Origin of the sequence: Galactobacter sp. (genome assembly GCF_022712295.1) — a bacterium.
Lineage (GTDB): Bacteria > Actinomycetota > Actinomycetes > Actinomycetales > Micrococcaceae > Galactobacter.
The window spans coordinates 1-15,657 of the sequence record NZ_JALAGT010000082.1; the positions used below are offsets into that span (position 1 = coordinate 1).

Sequence of the window (15,657 nt, forward strand, 5' to 3'; positions counted from 1 at the left end):
GCGGGTGGGGAACCTGGTTGGGCCGTTGTTGGGGGCCGCCATCATGTTGGTGGCGCCCATCTGGTCCGTCTTCGTCCTGGCAGCCGCGATGGCCGCGGCCGCCACCGTGGTGGTCTGTCTGCCCGCTGGGCGGGCTTTGGACGCGCCGCGTCCGTCGCGACGGCGAGTCCGCGCCCCCATGCCCGACGAGCGCGGCTCGGCACCCGCCACCCCGGAGGACGAGGGCGCGACCGACGGTCGCGCTACGCCCGTCGGCACCGCCTCCCGCCCCTCTCTGCGGCAGCTGCAGGTCCGCTGGAACGCGGTGGTGTTGGTGGGAGTCTCCATCACCGCTCTGACGGTGGCACGTGCAGGACAACCCATCATCGTGCAGCTGTGGGGAGTCCACCTCGGACTGCACGAGTCGGCGATTTCCTCCTTGATCGCCATCGGAGCCGCGGTGGAACTGCTTTTCATGTTCCTGGGCGGGTATCTCAAGGAACGTTGGGGACGTGCGGCGATCCTGGTGACCTGTCTCGGTGTCTTCGGCATCGGCTTCCTGGTGATGGTGTGGTGGCAACACCTGACCGGTTTGATCGTGGCCGTCCTGATCATGGCGCTGGGCAACGGGCTCGGGGCCGGCGTGAACATGACCATCGGCGCGGATCTGTCCCCGGCCGTGGGCCGGGCCCGGTTCCTCGGGGTCTGGGCCATGTTCAACAACATCGGGAGGCTCGGAGGACCCGCGCTGACCTCCTTCCTGATCGCGGCAGCCTCACTGAGCACGGGAATTGCTGTGACAGGTGGCATCGCGCTGGCAGGCGCGGCGTGGATGTGCGTCGTGGCCCGCCGTGTCGGCCTGCCCGGGCCCACGCGTAGCGGACGGCAATGAGCCTGGCACACTGGGCAACGGTGCCCGCAATTTTCCGACCGGGCCCACCAGGACTGCCCGCCAGCCCCGGACTGCCAACCGGCCCAATACTGCCGACCCGTGCCGTATTGCCCATCAGCACCGAGACATTCACCCCGGACACAAGCCCCGGATCAGGAGACCAGATGCCACTCGCCCTGCCACCGCTACGCCACCCCGTTCATCGGTTGGGCGCCAGGGAGATCGACTTCTCACGAGCGGTGGCGGTGATGGCGGTGGTGAACCGGACCCCGGACTCCTTCTTCGATCAGGGGCGCACCTTCGCCTTGGACAGCGCGGTGGAGTCCGCGCTGACGGCCGACCGTGACGGGGCGGACTGGGTCGATGTCGGGGGCGTGCCCTTTGCGCCCGGTCCCCCGCTGCCCTGGCAGGAGGAGGCCGACCGGGTGGTCCCGGTGGTCCGGGGCATCCGCGATGCGGGCTCGGACGTGGTGATCTCCGTGGACACCTTCGATGCCCGCGTTGCCGAGGCCGCACTGACGGCCGGTGCTGATGTCATCAACGACACCACGTGCCTCTCCGACCCTGACCTCGCGTCCGTGGTTGCGGAGGCCGGTGCCCACCTGGTGGTGACCCATTCGCTGGCAGCACCCCGCACCGTGTACCCGCGCCCCCACTACAACGACGTGACGGCAGAGGTGATCCAGCGGCTGTGGCAGGCGGTGACGAAGGCGGTGGACGGGGGCGTCCCCGAATCCCACCTCTTCGTTGACCCCGGCCACGACCTGAACAAGAACACCGAGGACACCTTGCGCATCACCCGCGAGCTGTCCGAGGTCGCGGCCATGGGCTTCCCCACCCTGGCCGCCGTCTCCAACAAGGACTTCATCGGAGAGACCTTGGACCTGCCCAAACAGGACCGTGCGGCCGGTTCCATCGCGGCGGCCGTGTACTGCCTGCACGAAGGCGCCCGGGTCATCCGGATGCACAACGTGACCCAGTCCGTCCACGCGGCGAGGATGTTCGAGGCCATGGCAGGATGGCGGCGGCCTGCCTATACACGGCACAACATGGGCGAGATCAATCTCCCCTGAGCCCCGCGTCATCAAGCCGCATCCCGGTTCCGGCCGGGGCCCGACGGCCCTCCCCCGTCTCCCAACCGGCTGACCATGCGATCCATGGAGCGAAACCCCCACTCTGGCAGCTTGCCCGAGTCCACGAGGGCCAGCAGCAGTGCGGCCATGCGGAGGCTCGGGTCCAGGCGCAGGGCCTCCTGCAAGTGGGCGCCGGCCGCGCTGCCGCCACCTGCTGCCCAGTACAGCCAGCCGAGCACGCACAGCACCGGTGGCCGCGCCCACGTGGGGCAGTGCGCGGCGATGTGGGCCACCACGTCTTGGGCGTTCTGCAGCCGATCCGCGTCCGGTGCGTCCGGCCAGTCCCCCATGATCATCGCTACATCGCGTTCAACCACCCGCCCCTGGGCCAGATCCCGCATCGCCAGCTCGTCCGAGCTGAGTCCGGTCGCTTGCATTCGTTCGTGGTGGCGGATGTTGTAGTCCCTGGCGGATGCTCCGACCGACTCACCGAAAGCCAATTGCACCAGCATGGGGTCCCGGAACGCGGGTTGCAGCGCACTGATACAGAACCGCGCCATGGTGATGACCGGCAATTGCGGTGGGCCCTTCTCCAGGAGCTGTTCCACCAGCTGCACGTGATCCACCGGCTGGGCGGGAATCAGGACACCGAGTGCCGTGCGTTCCCGTCCGGCGGCCAAGAGGTCGAGTTCGTCGCAGAGTAGTTGGGCACGGGCCGTATCGGGTTCCGGCAGCCGTGCATCACGTTCCGGCGGAGTGGGTTCATGGGCGGTGGGCCGCTGCAGCCCCGCGGGGAGGGCCGCCTCGAGTTGCGCCGGATCGTATCCGCCGACCGGTGCGTCCGGATCGTCGATCTCCGACCAGCCGTCCGCGGCTCGGACGAACGTACGCCGGATTCCGAATCCCTGGCGCAAGAGGGCCAGTTCGAGCCGTTTCAAGGTCATCCGATACCCACGGACGGCCCTGATGAAGGATTCGTCGGTGAACACAGCCAGCATCGCGGCATTGCAATGATCCATCTTGGAAAGGCTGGAAATGCACAGCGAGGCCAGAGTGTCGATGGTGCTGCTCGAGGCGCGTGGTGGCAGGTTGATCCGCATCCCGGTTCCGCAGTGTTTGCCCGCAAAGGGGATCACGATGAGGGATTCCTTGGGGTGGTAGCCCATGAGGCTCGGAACCAGGCCGAGCAATTCGGCGTCGGAGCCGGCCTTCACCACTGTGACATCCCCCTCCTTCCGGGTACGGTTCGCCGCGGCAGGAGGCTTGTGGCGACGCGGCGAGATGGCATTGGTTGACATATGGTGGTGACGGCGGTCACGTGCTGAAGAGTTCATGCCGACAACCTTGCGCCCCGCCACACGGTGTGGACCAGACCGAGTTCGCTACCTGTGGACAACTCGACCACACGCAGGATGTTCAAGGGATGAGCCGGTAGAATCTCGGCTCATGCAGCGACTGTTCCCGCCCCCCGGCTCGGGTGGGCCCGCGCACTCCCCGAACGGCGAGTCGGGCGGAGCGAGCCACCGGTTCGTGTCTGACGGCGATCTCCTGGCAGAGGCCGCGGCCCCGACCTCCGGCTCCTTCGTCCGCTTCTCCATGGTGTCCTCATTGGACGGGAGAATCAGCGTGGACGGGGTCTCAGCACCGCTGTCCTCTGCCGCCGATTCCCGCCGGTTCCACCTGTTGCGTTGCGCCGCGGACGCGGTGGTGGTTGGTGCAGGCACTGCGCTCGCCGAAGGCTATCGGGGCGAGATGCTGCCGAAACCCTTGCAGGAGATCAGGTCCGGCCAGGGGCGTTCCCCGCTTCCTACCACCGTGGTCCTCTCCGCCTCCGGCAGTATCCCGGCCGACGCCCCTGTACTCACGGATGCGCCCGCGCCGACCATCGTGGTGGTCTCCGACGAAGCCCCCCGCACGAAGCGCGAGGCCCTGTCCGACGCGCTGGGCACGCATGCAGTGGTCACCGTGGGCCCTGGCGCGAATCCCCGCGACATCACCGCTGCCCTGGCCGCCCGCGGCCTGCTCCACCTTCACCACGAGGGCGGGCCCACCGTCCTGAGCCGCTACCTCAGCGCGGACGCAGTGGATTCCCTGTGCCTGACCCTGGCGCCGAGCATCCTCATGTCCGGCCCCGGCCTGGTCCCGGACCTGGACTCGCCCTTGCTGCGTGATTTCTCGCTCCACGCCCTCTTCGAGGAGGACTCCGTCCTCTTGGCCGACTACCGTCGCCACCACAACCACGCCGCCGGGACCATCATCGGGGGCGGGCAGTGAGCGAGGATCATTACCGCGTGCTCGGCCTGGCCCCGGACGCAGACGATGAGCAGATCCGCAAGGCCTTCCGCTCGCTCTCGCGTCGTCATCACCCGGACCTGGGCGGTGACGCCGAGACCTATCGGGCCGTGACGGTGGCGTACACGGTGCTCTCCGACGCGGAACAGAGGCGTCGTTACGACGCCAGGCGAGGTGCCGCGACCGGCCCCTCGGCGCGGCCGGCGGGAGCCGGCCACACGTCGTCGGGCACCGCCGCCCCCCAGAGCCCACCGTCTGCATCCTCTGCCCGACGTCCCCCGTCGGCTTCCGTTCCTCGCCGCAAGCCGGTGCGTCTCACGGGATCCGTACCGGGTGTTGACCCGGGGCCGTTGGTTCGCGGCAGCGTGCCCAAACGCGGCTTCCTGGACCGTACGCGCGCCGTCCGGGAGACCGTGGTGAGCAACCTGAGTGCTGCGGTAGCGAGGGACCTTCCCGCGACCAGGGCCGTGCTCGGCACGGATCTTCCCGGCAACGGTGAGCACGATGCCGTCCTGTCGGCGGGCCGGAGGTTGGTCATCGTCGACGTGGTCATGAGCCGCGACTCCCCTCATGGTTGGGACGGGACCTCGCTGAGGATGGACGGGAAGCGCCGTGCGGTCCCCGATGTGGCCCGCGCCGCCGCGGAACTGGAACGGAAGGTGCGTGGCTCACGCGCCATCGGACTCGTGGTCGTGGCTTCATCGCCGCAGGACATCCATCGCCCCGTCGTGGAAAGTTACACCCGCAGCACCACCCAGCCCGCTCCCGCCAATCCGGCCGGGGCCAGACGTGAGATCGTCACGTTCCTGGCCGGTGGCGCCGACTCGGATGCGGTGGATCTCGGGGTCCTGGCGGACCTCACAGCCCTGACCTGACCGTGACCGATTCGTGACATTTCTCGCTGAATCGACCGTTTCCCCCACATTTCTGCACCGGCACACGGGTCCGCACCCATAAGATGGGCTGCGTGTTCCGCTTCGTCTTCAACGCCCCGGAGATCCCCGGCAATACCGGAAATGCCATCCGGCTGGCCGCCGTCACCGGCGCAGAATTGCATCTGGTTCAGCCGCTGGGCTTCAGCCTCGAGGATTCCAAGCTGCGCCGAGCGGGCCTCGACTATCACGATCTGGCCTACGTGACGGTGCACCCCGACCTGGACGCCTGCCTCACGGCACTCGGCGCAGGCCCCGGCGGATCCCGTGTTTTCGCCTTCGAGCCAGAGGGACCCACGACGTACTCCGACATCGAGTACCGCACCGACGACATCCTGCTCTTCGGCAAGGAGTCGGTGGGGCTGACCGCCGAGGAACGGGCCCACCCGCTCATCACCGAACTCGTCTCCCTTCCCATGCAGCCTTCACGCCGCTCGCTGAATCTGGCCGCTTCCGCCTCCATCGTGATTTACGAGGCATGGCGACAGCACGGATTCGCTGGTGCAGGCGCACCCCAGATCACCACTCCCACCGTCTGAGAGGACATCCATGCAGAACGATTCCCCGGACGACGCCCGGCGCAACCGTCAGCTCGACGAGGCCGAGGAGGTCAACGGACTCGATCTCTTCGCCGAGGTGGAGGAACCCGCGGCTCCCCGCAAGCGAGTCAAGTCCGTCTGGATCTTCGCCGTAGCGGCCCTCATCGTGGTGATTCTGGCCGTGGTGGTCGTGGTCAACCTGACCGGGAAGCGGGAGAGCCCCGCGGATTCCGCGTCCCGGTCCGTGGCGTCACAGGTGCGCAAGGCCGCAGATGCCGAGACCATCAGCGCCGAGGCCGGAAAGGGCAAGCTCACCGTGATCTACTCCGCCGAGGTTGATGCCTTCGCGGTTCAGGCGGGCGGCGTCGGTACTGCACCGGACGGCCAGGAATACCAGATCTCCGTGACCCACACCGACGCATCGGAGAGCTTCGAGCGCGTCGGCCTGTTGGGCGCCAAACCCTCCGGCTGGCACGGCTACCGCGGCTTGGACAACATTCGTTCCGTGCACCTGACCCTGGTGGCAGAGGGCGGCGAGGACGCTCCCGAGCAGGCCGACCTCGCCGAGGTCATCGTCAAGAAGTGATCGGCCCTCTGAGTCACAGACGGCTCAGCGCCACAGACGGCTCAGCCGCGGCGGCGGATGATCTCCTCCACCGCCTGCGGCAGCACGTCTTGCAACTTGCCCACGATCCCGAAGTCCGCGATCTCGAAGATCGGGGCGTCCTCGTCGGTGTTCACGGCGACGATGGTTCCTGCCTGACGCAGGCCGACCACGTGTTGCACGGCACCGGAGATGCCCGCGGCAACGTACAGGTCCGGAGCCACCGAACGCCCGGTCTGTCCCACCTGGGACTCGTGACCGATCCAGCCCTCATCGGCGGCGACGCGCGAAGCGCCGATGGCTGCGCCAAGCGCATCGGCCAGCTGCTCCACGGCCGTGAAGTCACCTTCGGTGCCGCGGCCTCCTGCCACGACCACGTCTGCGGTCTCCAGATCGGGGCGTCCTCCTGCCGAGATCGGCGTGCGCGCGAGCAGCCGCGCCGCAGCGGCGGGTGCCTCGATGGGGAGCGGGTACAGTTCAGCGGGCCCGGCCCCCTCACTCGTCGCGGCAGCTGAGGCTCCCGGGAGCACCGTGACATAGGCGGTGGCGGTGGTGGGCCGCACCACCGTGTACCCGGTGCCGGAGAGCACCGGCTTGGACACGCTCAGATCGGGCGCCACCGTCTGGGCCCCCGTGATGATGGCGGAACCGTCCAGCGCGGCGGCGCGGGCCACCACCTCGGTCTCAGCGGGCTGTGCCGGTGCAAGGACCACTCGGGCCTCGAGCTCCGCAGCGGCGGTGCGCAACAATTCGCCTTGCCCAACGGCAAGGCTCTGGTCCACATCCCCCTCCGCAACGATCACGTGGGACACACCGAGATCTCCCAACGCCGCAAGGGCCTCGGCGGACGGTGTGGAGCCGGAGACCACCATGAGGTCTCCCAGAAGGGTTCCCAGGCCGACCAGTTCCCTGGTCTGGGTGGACAACGGCGTCTGGATCGAGTCCAGGTAGACGATGCTGCTCATGGTGCTCAGGCCCCCTGCTCGGGTTCGATGGTCCGGGTTGCTGCGCTGGGCATCCGGGTTGCTGCGCTGGGCAGCAGCCCGCGCTGGTCCAGGAAGTCCACGAGCGCCAGTCCGGCCTCGCCGTCGTCCACAATGGTGCGCCCTCCCTGGCGGGTGGGGACCGTTCCGGCCTCCACCACGGTGGTGGCGGAACCGGAGCGGCCGACGCCGGCTGCGTCGAGCCCCAGGTCCTGCAGGGACAGGGTGTCGAGCGGCTTCTTCCGTGCGGCCATGATGGCCTTGAAATTGGGGTAGCGCGGCTGCGTGTACTGATCCGTCACGGACACGACCGCAGGCAGATCCACCTCAAGATCATCCACATGGGTGGCAGTGGACCTGCGCCCGCGCAACCGCGCTCCTGAGGCGTCGAGTTCCAGCTGGTCCGCGAGCGTCAGCTGCGCCCAGCCGAGTCGAGCGGCCAACATCGACGGGATCACGCCGGTCTCCGCATCGGTGGACGCCATGCCGGTGATGACGACGTCCGGCGCCAGACGCCGCACGGCGGCGGCCAGCACCACGGAGGTGGCCTGCGCGTCGGATCCGGGCAGGGCGTCGTCGGACACGAGGACACCGGCGCTCGCTCCGATCTGGAGGGCCTTCTTCACCGCGGCGGAGGCTGCGGACGGGCCCATGCTCAGCGCCGTGACCTGAAGGTCCTTGCCGTCCCCGTGTGCCTCGGCGAGGCGTAGTCCGGCCTCGAGCGCGTACTCGTCCAGCTCCGACAGCACGGACTCCGAACGATCCAGGCGATAATCCTCGTCGGCCGGCCCCAAGGACCTGGGGAACTGGGGGTCCGGGGTGTACTTGACCAGGACCAACACCTTCAGGGGTGTCCCGTCTGTCGTTGGCATGTTCCGCCTTCCTCGTGAGCAGCGCAGCGGATGAATCGGGGTCTGTTCTCCCGCCTCCGCCACCGTCTCCATGCTAGTCAGTCATCAGCCTAGAGGTTCAACACGCATGACTTCCTTGGCCCGATCGGGCTCCTTCATAGGTTCCACCAGGATTCCTGGGTACCGTTGACCTCAGGACCGGTTCGCTCTGTGTCCGGCCATACCCATCGAAGACGGCGCTCCGACGCGGCCCTACGACCGTGTGGATGTGCTGGCCCCAAGTTCACCAGAGGAAAGCAGGAGAAACCATGGCGAAGAAGCAGTCGATCTTCAGTCGGATCGCCACCCTGACCAAGGCCAACATCAACGCCCTCCTGGACTCCGCGGAGGACCCGCAGAAGATGTTGGACCAGATGGTCCGTGACTACACCAACAACATCGCGGAAGCGGAACAGGCCGTCGCCCAGACCATCGGCGACCTGCGGATGCTGGAACAGGACCACGCCGAGGACGTCCGCGCGGCACAGGAATGGGGTCAGAAGGCCCTCGCCGCTTCCACCAAGGCGGACCAGCTGCGCGCCGAGGGAAACACGGCGGACGCTGACAAGTTCGACAACCTGGCCAAGGTCGCCCTCCAGCGGCAGATGAGCGAGGAGAACGAGGCCCGCTCTGCCGAACCGACCATCGCGTCGCAGACCGAGGTCGTGGAGAAGCTCAAGACCGGCCTGAACGGGATGAAGTCCAAGCTGACCGAGCTGAAGTCCAAGCGCAACGAGCTGGTCTCCCGCGCCAAGACCGCTCAGGCCCAGACCAAGGTCAACGACGCCTTGAAGTCCATCGACTTCATGGACCCCACCTCCGAGGTGGCTCGATTCGAGGAGAAGATCCGCCGCGAGGAGGCCCGGGTCAAGGGCCAGCAGGAGTTGGCGGCCTCCACCCTTGATGCGCAGTTCGACCAGTTGCAGGATCTGGGCGAACAGACCGAGGTGGAAGCTCGGCTGGCAGCCCTGAAGGGCGGTTCGGCACCCCGGGCCAGCCTGGAGTCCTCCTCGGCCGCCACGCCGTCCTCCCTCGAGAACGAGACCGAGCTGTCCGTGGACTACTCCAAGGGTCAGTGAACTCGGCGGGCCGGTACCGGTTCGCCGGTACCGGTTCGAGTGCCGACCCGCAACGACGACGGGGCCGTCCCGAGAGATTTCTCTCGGGGCGGCCCCGTCGTTTCGTGGACTCTCAGCCTCGGGGCTGGTCTCCTGGGGTGTCGCCCTCGTCGCCCTCGTTGTCGCCGTCCTCATGGTCGGTCGGCTCCTCCGGCTGCTTGGGCCCGTCCAACCAGGCGGACAGCGCAGCATCGAAGTCCTCGTCGCTTGCACCGATCAGTGCGCGGCGGGCAAAGAATCCTTCCGGGTCCTCCAGGTCCTCCGCGGTGGGGACCAGCGCCTGCTCCAGCCACAGGTCGTCACGCCACTGCGTCCCCTTCTGAGACGCGATGGCTTCCCAGAGCGCGGAGGCCTCGCGGGCCTTACGCGGACGTAGCTGCAGCCCGATCAGGCCCTGGAACGTCTGCTCGGCCGGGCCACCCAGCGCGCGGCGGCGCCGCAACGTCTCCCGCAGCGCGGGGGCCGACGGCAGGTGGTCCGCTGCCGCCGTCACCACGGCATCCACCCAGCCCTCCACCAACGCCAGGATGGTCTCCAGTTTCTCCAGCGTGGCCTGCTGGGCCGGCGTGTTCTTGGGCTCCAGGCCACCGGAGCGCATGATCTCCTGCAGCTGTTCCGGATTGGTGGGGTCGATCCCCTCGAGCCGGTCACGGATCTCCGAGGTGTCGATGCTGATGCGAGCGGCGAAGTCCCTCACCAAGGACACGATGTGCTCGTTCAACCACGGCGCCGCACGGTAGAGCCGCTGATGGGCGGACTCACGCAGGGCGAGGTAGAGCAGCACCTCCTGCTTGGGAAGTTCCAGACCGTCGCCGAAAATGTCGATGTTCTGTGGGACCAGGGCGAAGCCCTTCCCTGCCAGCGGAAGGCCGGCGTCGGTTCCGCCCAGGACCTCACCGGACAGTGTTCCCACCGCGCGACCCAGCTGAGCGCCGAAGAGCGCGGAGCCCATGGAACGCATCACGCCGCCGAGCTGCGAGACCATACCCAGGACCTCCGGTGGTACCTGCGCACCGGTCTCCTGGTCCAGCTGCTGCTTGATGGTCTCCTCGACCGAGGCCGCCGCGCTGGTCGCGACCGGTTCGGCCAGCACCTGCCACTGCGGCAGCGTGGATTCGACCCACTCGCTGCGGGTCATGGCTCGCACAGGAGTGGAATCCGACGTGAACTCCGTGGCCGCATCCAACCAGAGATCGGCGAGCCTCGAGGCCTCCACGACGTCGCGCAGTGCGGTGTGGTCAACGGCGGCAGAGTCCCCCATGGCTTCCTTGGCCGCGTCCTTGGCCAGCTCCCAGGACACCGGGGAGGCGGCTCCCGCACCGGCCGACGAGGCCATGGCGCCGAAGAAACTCTGGAGCTGACCGAACATGGCCTGCAGCTGGGACGGATCGAAGCCGTCCTGATCGTCGCCGGGCGCGCCGGACCCACCTGGCGTGCCAGGCATTCCCGGCATGCCCGGGATCCCAGGACCGCCCGCTCCGAAGAGCTTGCCGAAGAGTTCGGAGAAGGGATCCTTCGGGTCCTCGTCGTCAGGGTCGGGGCGTGAAGAGTTCTCGGCCATAGCCACGAGATTACCTGGCCATCGGCCTGGTGTTCAGGGCGGTTCGCTGTCGGCTCACCCTCGACTGGCCTACCCTGGGGTTGTCCTTCTTCCATGCGCTCGGGGCTCACACAGTCTCAGCACCACGTCTTCAACGGAGCCTTCCCCAGTGACCCAGCCTCCCGCCGCGCCCTCCTCCCGTCCCCGCGGCCGGATCTCCGCATTCAAGAGCATCAACAAGACCACCGTCATCGGAGCGTGCACCTTCCTGCTGTGTATCGGCGCCGTGGTGGCACCGAGTGCCTACGTCGTTGAGGGCCCCGGTCCCGCGGTCAACACGCTGGGAGAGGACCCCACCAGCGGTGACAACGTCATCCAGGTGTCCGGCACCAAAACCTATCCAACCGAATCCGAGCTGTCCCTGACCACGGTGTCCGTCGCAGGCGGTCCAGGACGATCCATCAGCGGAACTCAAGCACTGTGGGCCTGGATCGACGGATCCGAGGACCTCAAGCCACGCGAGTACGTCTACCCGGCAGGCACCACCTCGCAGCAGCAGGACCAAGAGAACGCCTTGGCCATGACGAACTCGCAGCACACCGCGACCGCAGCCGCACTGACCGAGCTGGACATCGATTTCAGCACCCGACCCGTGGTGGCCGGTTTCGCTGCCGACCTCAACAAGGACGTACTGAAGCCGAAGGATGTCATCACCTCCGTGGCCGGCACCAAGGTGACCGGATACGAGCAGGTCCCGGATGCGGTCAAGGCATCAACAGGCAAGAGCATCGGCCTGACCGTGGAACGCGGCGGCAAGAAAGTGGAGGTGAGCGCCGAGGTCGGTACCGCGGAGACCGAGGACGGCACCAGGCAACGCAGCCTGGGCATCTTCATCACCCCCGATTACGACTTCCCGTTCAAAGTCGATTTCGGGTTGCAGGACATCGGGGGTCCCTCGGCCGGCACCATGATGGCGCTGGGTCTGATCGACAAGCTGACCGAGGGTTCTCTGGCAGGAGACGCCAAGGTGGCAGGCACGGGAACCGTCACGGACAACGGTGAGATCGGGGCCATCGGGGGTATTCCGCAGAAGGTGGTCGGCGCTCGCAAGGCGGGAGCCACCGTGTTCCTGGCTCCCGAGGCCAACTGCGCGGAACTGAACGGACGTGTACCGGACGGCATCACGGTCTACTCGGTCTCCACCGTTCATGACGCACGGGAGATCCTGGAGAAACTCAGCGGCAAGGGAGGCCCATCGCTCGTCGGGGACCAGCGCTGCGGCTGAGCCGGCTCCGGCGCGCTCGCGCGCGACCCGCGGCGAAGGTGCCATGGTCGACGGCGGTGGGCGCCTCCGTCGGACATGGCACGACTCCCGCTGAACCGGTGAGCGAGTTCCCACGGTTCGCACAGGCAACACTTGGCCTGGCAGAATGGATCGGACGCGCACCCTGACCCATGGGTGTAGCCCGTACACAGGCGTAACAAGTGAGGATCGCCCTTGAGCACCGGCCCCTTCCCCTTCCCCTCAGGAAACTCCAGACCGAGAGAATCACGTGAAGACACCGGTAAACGCCGGGTAGGACCACTGATACCGGCCATCGTCGTGGTGGTCCTTGCCGTGGCGGCCTTCATCGGGTTCGCTCACTTGTGGACGGACATCCTCTGGTTCGACCAGCTCGGCTATGGGACGGTGTTCTGGACCAAGAACATCACGCGAATCGTGCTGTTCGTCATCGCCTTCCTGGTCATGGGTGCGGCCGTGTGGCTGCAGCTGCACCTGGCTTGGCGCCACCGCCCCGTCTACGCTCCGTCAGAACGAAGCGATGACCCGCTGGCCAAGTACGAGGACCAGGTCCAAACCTTCCGCAAGGCCGCCTTCATCCTCATCCCGGCCGTGATCGCTGCGTTCGCGGCCATCACCTTCGCCTCGGGTTGGCAGACCGTTCAGCTCTTCCTCAACGGTGAGTCCTTCGGTGAGAAGGATCCCCAGTTCGGCCTCGACGTGGGCTTCTACATCACCGTGCTGCCGTTCTTGAAACTGATCGTGGGCTTCCTGTCCTCGGTGGTCCTGTTCAGCGGCATCGCCGGCATCCTGGCTCAATACCTCTTCGGCGGCATCCGTATCCAGGACAAGGCCGGACTGCGGATCTCCCGCGCCGCCGGCTGGCAGATCGGCGTCAGCGTCGCCCTGTTCGTCCTGGTTCAGGCCGTCAACTTCTGGCTCGGGCGCTACTCCACCATGCTCAAGCAGGACGGCCGAGTTCCCGGTGCGCTCTACACCGATGTGCACGCCGTGATCCCGACCCGCACGATCCTGGCCATCGCTGCTGTGGCCGTGGCCGTGGTGTTCATCATCGGTGCGGCGATGGGCAAGTGGAAGCTTCCACTGATCACCACCGCCATGCTCGTCGTGGTGGCCGTGGTGGCCGGCGCCGTCTACCCCGCCATCATCCAGCAGTTCAACGTGCGCCCGTCCGAGAAGACGATGGAGCAGAAATACATCCAGCGCAATATCGACATGACCAGGCAGGCCTACGGTCTGGACGACGTGGAGGTCTCCTCCTACGACGCCCAGCTGCAGCCCAAGAAGAACGCCCTGGCCAAGGATGCTGCCACCACCACCAACATCCGCCTGTTGGACCCGTCCATCGTCTCCCCCGCGTTCGCTCAGCTGCAGCAGTTCCGCTCCTACTACAAGTTCGCCGACACCCTTCCGGTGGACCGTTACACGGTGGACGGCAAGACGCAGGACACCGTCATCGCGGTGCGTGAGGTCGATGCACCCAAGGACTCTTGGGTCAACCAGCACATCACCTACACCCACGGCTACGGCGTCGTGACGGCCGACGGCAACAAGGTCACCTCCGCGGGTGACCCCGAGTTCTCGCTCTCCGGCATCCCTTCCGAGGGCAAGCTGTTGGGGGGAAAGGAATACGAGCCGCGTATCTACTTCGGGCAGAACTCCCCCGAGTTCTCCGTGGTGGGTGGCCCCAAGGATTGGAAGGCCCGCGAGCTGGACCGTCCGTCCTCCGACGGTGAGAAGGAGGAAGACGACGACGCGGCCGACCTGCGCAACACCTTCAAGGGTGATGGCGGTCCCAAGGTCGGGAACCTGTTCAACAAGCTGGCCTACGCCATCAAGTTCGGTTCGATGAACCTGATGCTCTCAGACGCCGTGAATTCTGAATCGCAGATCCTCTACGATCGCGACCCCCAGAAGCGTGTCAAGGAGGTGGCCCCGTACCTGCAGGTGGACTCCACCGCATACCCGGCCATCATCGATGGCCGAGTGAAGTGGATCGTGGACGGCTACACCACCACCAACGACTACCCGTACTCCTCCTCCCAGACGCTGGGCGACGCCGTGCGTGACACCCTGACCGGGGACAGCGCTCAGACCTCCGACCAGTTCTCTGACAAGGTGAATTACATCCGCAACTCGGTCAAGGCGACGGTGGATGCCTATGACGGCTCGGTGGATCTCTACGCGTGGGATGACAAGGACCCGTTGCTGAAGGCCTGGCGCTCCGTCTACCCGGACACCGTGAAGCCGATGTCCAAGATGAGTGCCGACCTCATGTCCCACGTGCGCTACCCAGAGGACATGTTCAAGGTCCAGCGCGAGCTGCTCGGTGAGTACCACGTCACCGACGCGGACGACTTCTACGAGGAGAACGACGCCTGGCAGGTCCCCAACGACCCCACTGGTGGGTCGGGTGACTCCACCACCAAGCAGCCTCCGTACTACCTCTCCGTGAAGATGCCCGGCGCCGATCAGGAGGCCTTCTCCCTGACCAGCGCGTTCATCCCCCGGCAGGCCGGTGCGAACGCTCGTAACGTGATGTACGGCTTCATGGCCGCGGACGGAGACGCCGGCAACACCAAGGGCAAGAAGGACGACAGCTACGGCAAGATCCGTTTGTTGAAGCTGCCCACCCAGCCCGGCGTGCCCGGCCCAGGCCAGGCACAGCAGAACTTCGACTCCAACGGCACTGTGTCAACGCAGCTGAACCTGCTGCGTCAGGGTGCTTCCACGGTGAAGAACGGTAACCTGCTGACCCTTCCTGTGGGCGGCGGCATGCTCTATGTGCAGCCCGTCTACGTGCAGTCCACGGGTGCCACCCAGTACCCCACGCTGCGTAAGGTCCTGGTCTCCTACGGCAACTCCGTCGGCTTCGCAGACACCCTGCCGGAGGCGTTGGATCAGGTCTTCGAAGGCGAGTCCGGAGCGGAGACCAGCGATGGCGCCGGTAATACCGACGGCGGCGACGAGTCGGGTGAGAGCACGGAGAATAAGCCTGAGGCCACGGACGAGCAGAAGCGCTCCGAGGCCTTGAAGGATGCCAACGAAGCCATCAAGGAGGGTCAGGAGGCCCTGGGCAAGAGCGACTTCACCGCCTACGACAAGGCACAGAAGAAGCTGGAGAAGGCCCTCGAAGAAGCCACCGCTGCCGATGATGCCATCAACGGCAGCGCCAAGGATGGCGAGGGCAAGGACGGCGACACCGAAGCCGACTCCTCGAGCGAACCGGCCAAGGAGAACAACTGACCGGTCGATTCCTGACGGGTGATCCCCGGTTCTGCGAGTGATAAGCCTCACCCGCGGAACCGGGGATTCTCCCTTTCCACCCGTCAGATCCGCAAGATTCCGCGGATCTCTGCTCCTTCCGGCTCCGCGGGCGCCAGGAAGCCCGATTTAGCGTCAAGGCTGCGAAGCGCTAGACTGTAGACATCGCCGCGGGGTGGAGCAGTTCGGTAGCTCGCCGGGCTCATAACCCGGAGGTCGCAAGTTCAAATCTTGCCCCCGCAACGAAA

At 66.7% G+C, this 15,657-nt stretch carries 13 protein-coding genes and 1 tRNA gene; 10 read left to right on the plus strand and 4 right to left on the minus strand.

The features are described from left to right. A partial coding sequence (locus Q0A15_RS06265; protein ID WP_291278668.1) for an MFS transporter occupies positions 1-871 on the plus strand: 871 nt, incomplete at its 5' end. 164 nt (positions 872-1,035) lie between these two features. Continuing rightward, entirely contained in the window at positions 1,036-1,944 is a 909-nt protein-coding gene (folP, locus tag Q0A15_RS06270) for a dihydropteroate synthase (RefSeq protein WP_291278669.1), read from the plus strand. An 11-nt stretch (positions 1,945-1,955) separates the two neighbouring features. Here folP and Q0A15_RS06275 read toward each other — a convergent pair whose 3' ends face one another. After that, the gene (locus Q0A15_RS06275; RefSeq protein ID WP_291278670.1) at positions 1,956-3,278 is read right to left on the minus strand and encodes a DUF4192 family protein; all 1,323 of its coding nucleotides are present in this window, start codon (positions 3,276-3,278) and stop codon (positions 1,956-1,958) included. 196 nt (positions 3,279-3,474) lie between these two features. On the opposite strand from Q0A15_RS06275, the gene Q0A15_RS06280 reads away from it, so the two are divergent. The 4 genes from Q0A15_RS06280 (at position 3,475) to Q0A15_RS06295 (ending at position 6,293) form a co-directional block, all read left to right on the plus strand. Next, on the plus strand, positions 3,475-4,218 hold the full coding sequence (locus Q0A15_RS06280) for a dihydrofolate reductase family protein (RefSeq protein ID WP_291278671.1): 744 nt from the start codon (positions 3,475-3,477) through the stop codon (positions 4,216-4,218). Further along, positions 4,215-5,111 (plus strand): J domain-containing protein, encoded by an 897-nt coding sequence (locus tag Q0A15_RS06285; protein WP_291278672.1) that lies wholly within the window; start codon positions 4,215-4,217, stop codon positions 5,109-5,111. The genes Q0A15_RS06280 and Q0A15_RS06285 overlap by 4 nt, the downstream gene beginning before the upstream one ends. Before the next feature lie 92 nt (positions 5,112-5,203). Beyond that, the gene (locus tag Q0A15_RS06290; RefSeq protein WP_291278673.1) at positions 5,204-5,707 is read left to right on the plus strand and encodes a tRNA (cytidine(34)-2'-O)-methyltransferase; all 504 of its coding nucleotides are present in this window, start codon (positions 5,204-5,206) and stop codon (positions 5,705-5,707) included. Positions 5,708-5,717: 10 nt separating this feature from the next. After that, a complete protein-coding gene (locus tag Q0A15_RS06295; protein WP_291278674.1) occupies positions 5,718-6,293 on the plus strand; it encodes a hypothetical protein in 576 nt (191 codons plus the stop codon). A gap of 41 nt (positions 6,294-6,334) precedes the next feature. Here Q0A15_RS06295 and Q0A15_RS06300 read toward each other — a convergent pair whose 3' ends face one another. Then, a complete protein-coding gene (locus Q0A15_RS06300) occupies positions 6,335-7,276 on the minus strand; it encodes an electron transfer flavoprotein subunit alpha/FixB family protein (RefSeq protein WP_291278675.1) in 942 nt (313 codons plus the stop codon). A gap of 5 nt (positions 7,277-7,281) precedes the next feature. Further along, positions 7,282-8,166, minus strand: a complete 885-nt coding sequence (locus Q0A15_RS06305; RefSeq protein WP_291278676.1) for an electron transfer flavoprotein subunit beta/FixA family protein — start codon at positions 8,164-8,166, stop codon at positions 7,282-7,284. Positions 8,167-8,453: 287 nt separating this feature from the next. Here Q0A15_RS06305 and Q0A15_RS06310 point away from each other — a divergent pair, with 287 nt between their 5' ends. Continuing rightward, the gene (locus Q0A15_RS06310; protein ID WP_291278677.1) at positions 8,454-9,263 is read left to right on the plus strand and encodes a PspA/IM30 family protein; all 810 of its coding nucleotides are present in this window, start codon (positions 8,454-8,456) and stop codon (positions 9,261-9,263) included. A gap of 112 nt (positions 9,264-9,375) precedes the next feature. Here Q0A15_RS06310 and Q0A15_RS06315 read toward each other — a convergent pair whose 3' ends face one another. Further along, positions 9,376-10,863 carry a zinc-dependent metalloprotease gene (locus Q0A15_RS06315; protein WP_291278678.1) on the minus strand — a complete coding sequence of 496 codons (1,488 nt, stop codon included), beginning with the start codon at positions 10,861-10,863 and terminating at the stop codon, positions 9,376-9,378. 148 nt (positions 10,864-11,011) lie between these two features. On the opposite strand from Q0A15_RS06315, the gene Q0A15_RS06320 reads away from it, so the two are divergent. From Q0A15_RS06320 to Q0A15_RS06330, 3 genes are all read left to right on the plus strand, one after another. After that, positions 11,012-12,127: a S16 family serine protease gene (locus Q0A15_RS06320; RefSeq protein WP_291278679.1), complete on the plus strand. Its 1,116-nt coding sequence runs from the start codon at positions 11,012-11,014 to the stop codon at positions 12,125-12,127. A gap of 213 nt (positions 12,128-12,340) precedes the next feature. Further along, positions 12,341-15,391, plus strand: a complete 3,051-nt coding sequence (locus Q0A15_RS06325; RefSeq protein ID WP_291278680.1) for a UPF0182 family protein — start codon at positions 12,341-12,343, stop codon at positions 15,389-15,391. A 187-nt stretch (positions 15,392-15,578) separates the two neighbouring features. Next, positions 15,579-15,652: transfer RNA gene (locus Q0A15_RS06330), tRNA-Met, on the plus strand. Positions 15,653-15,657: the final 5 nt, after the last annotated feature.

What these genes read in the sequence shown, in the direction of transcription:
- folP (WP_291278669.1), top strand. Translation starts at nt 1,036, where the DNA reads ATGCCACTCGCCCTGCCACCGCTACGCCACCCCGTTCATCGGTTGGGC.
- Q0A15_RS06275 (WP_291278670.1), bottom strand. Translation starts at nt 3,278, where the DNA reads ATGAACTCTTCAGCACGTGACCGCCGTCACCACCATATGTCAACCAAT.
- Q0A15_RS06295 (WP_291278674.1), top strand. Translation starts at nt 5,718, where the DNA reads ATGCAGAACGATTCCCCGGACGACGCCCGGCGCAACCGTCAGCTCGAC.
- Q0A15_RS06300 (WP_291278675.1), bottom strand. Translation starts at nt 7,276, where the DNA reads ATGAGCAGCATCGTCTACCTGGACTCGATCCAGACGCCGTTGTCCACC.
- Q0A15_RS06305 (WP_291278676.1), bottom strand. Translation starts at nt 8,166, where the DNA reads ATGCCAACGACAGACGGGACACCCCTGAAGGTGTTGGTCCTGGTCAAG.
- Q0A15_RS06310 (WP_291278677.1), top strand. Translation starts at nt 8,454, where the DNA reads ATGGCGAAGAAGCAGTCGATCTTCAGTCGGATCGCCACCCTGACCAAG.
- Q0A15_RS06315 (WP_291278678.1), bottom strand. Translation starts at nt 10,863, where the DNA reads ATGGCCGAGAACTCTTCACGCCCCGACCCTGACGACGAGGACCCGAAG.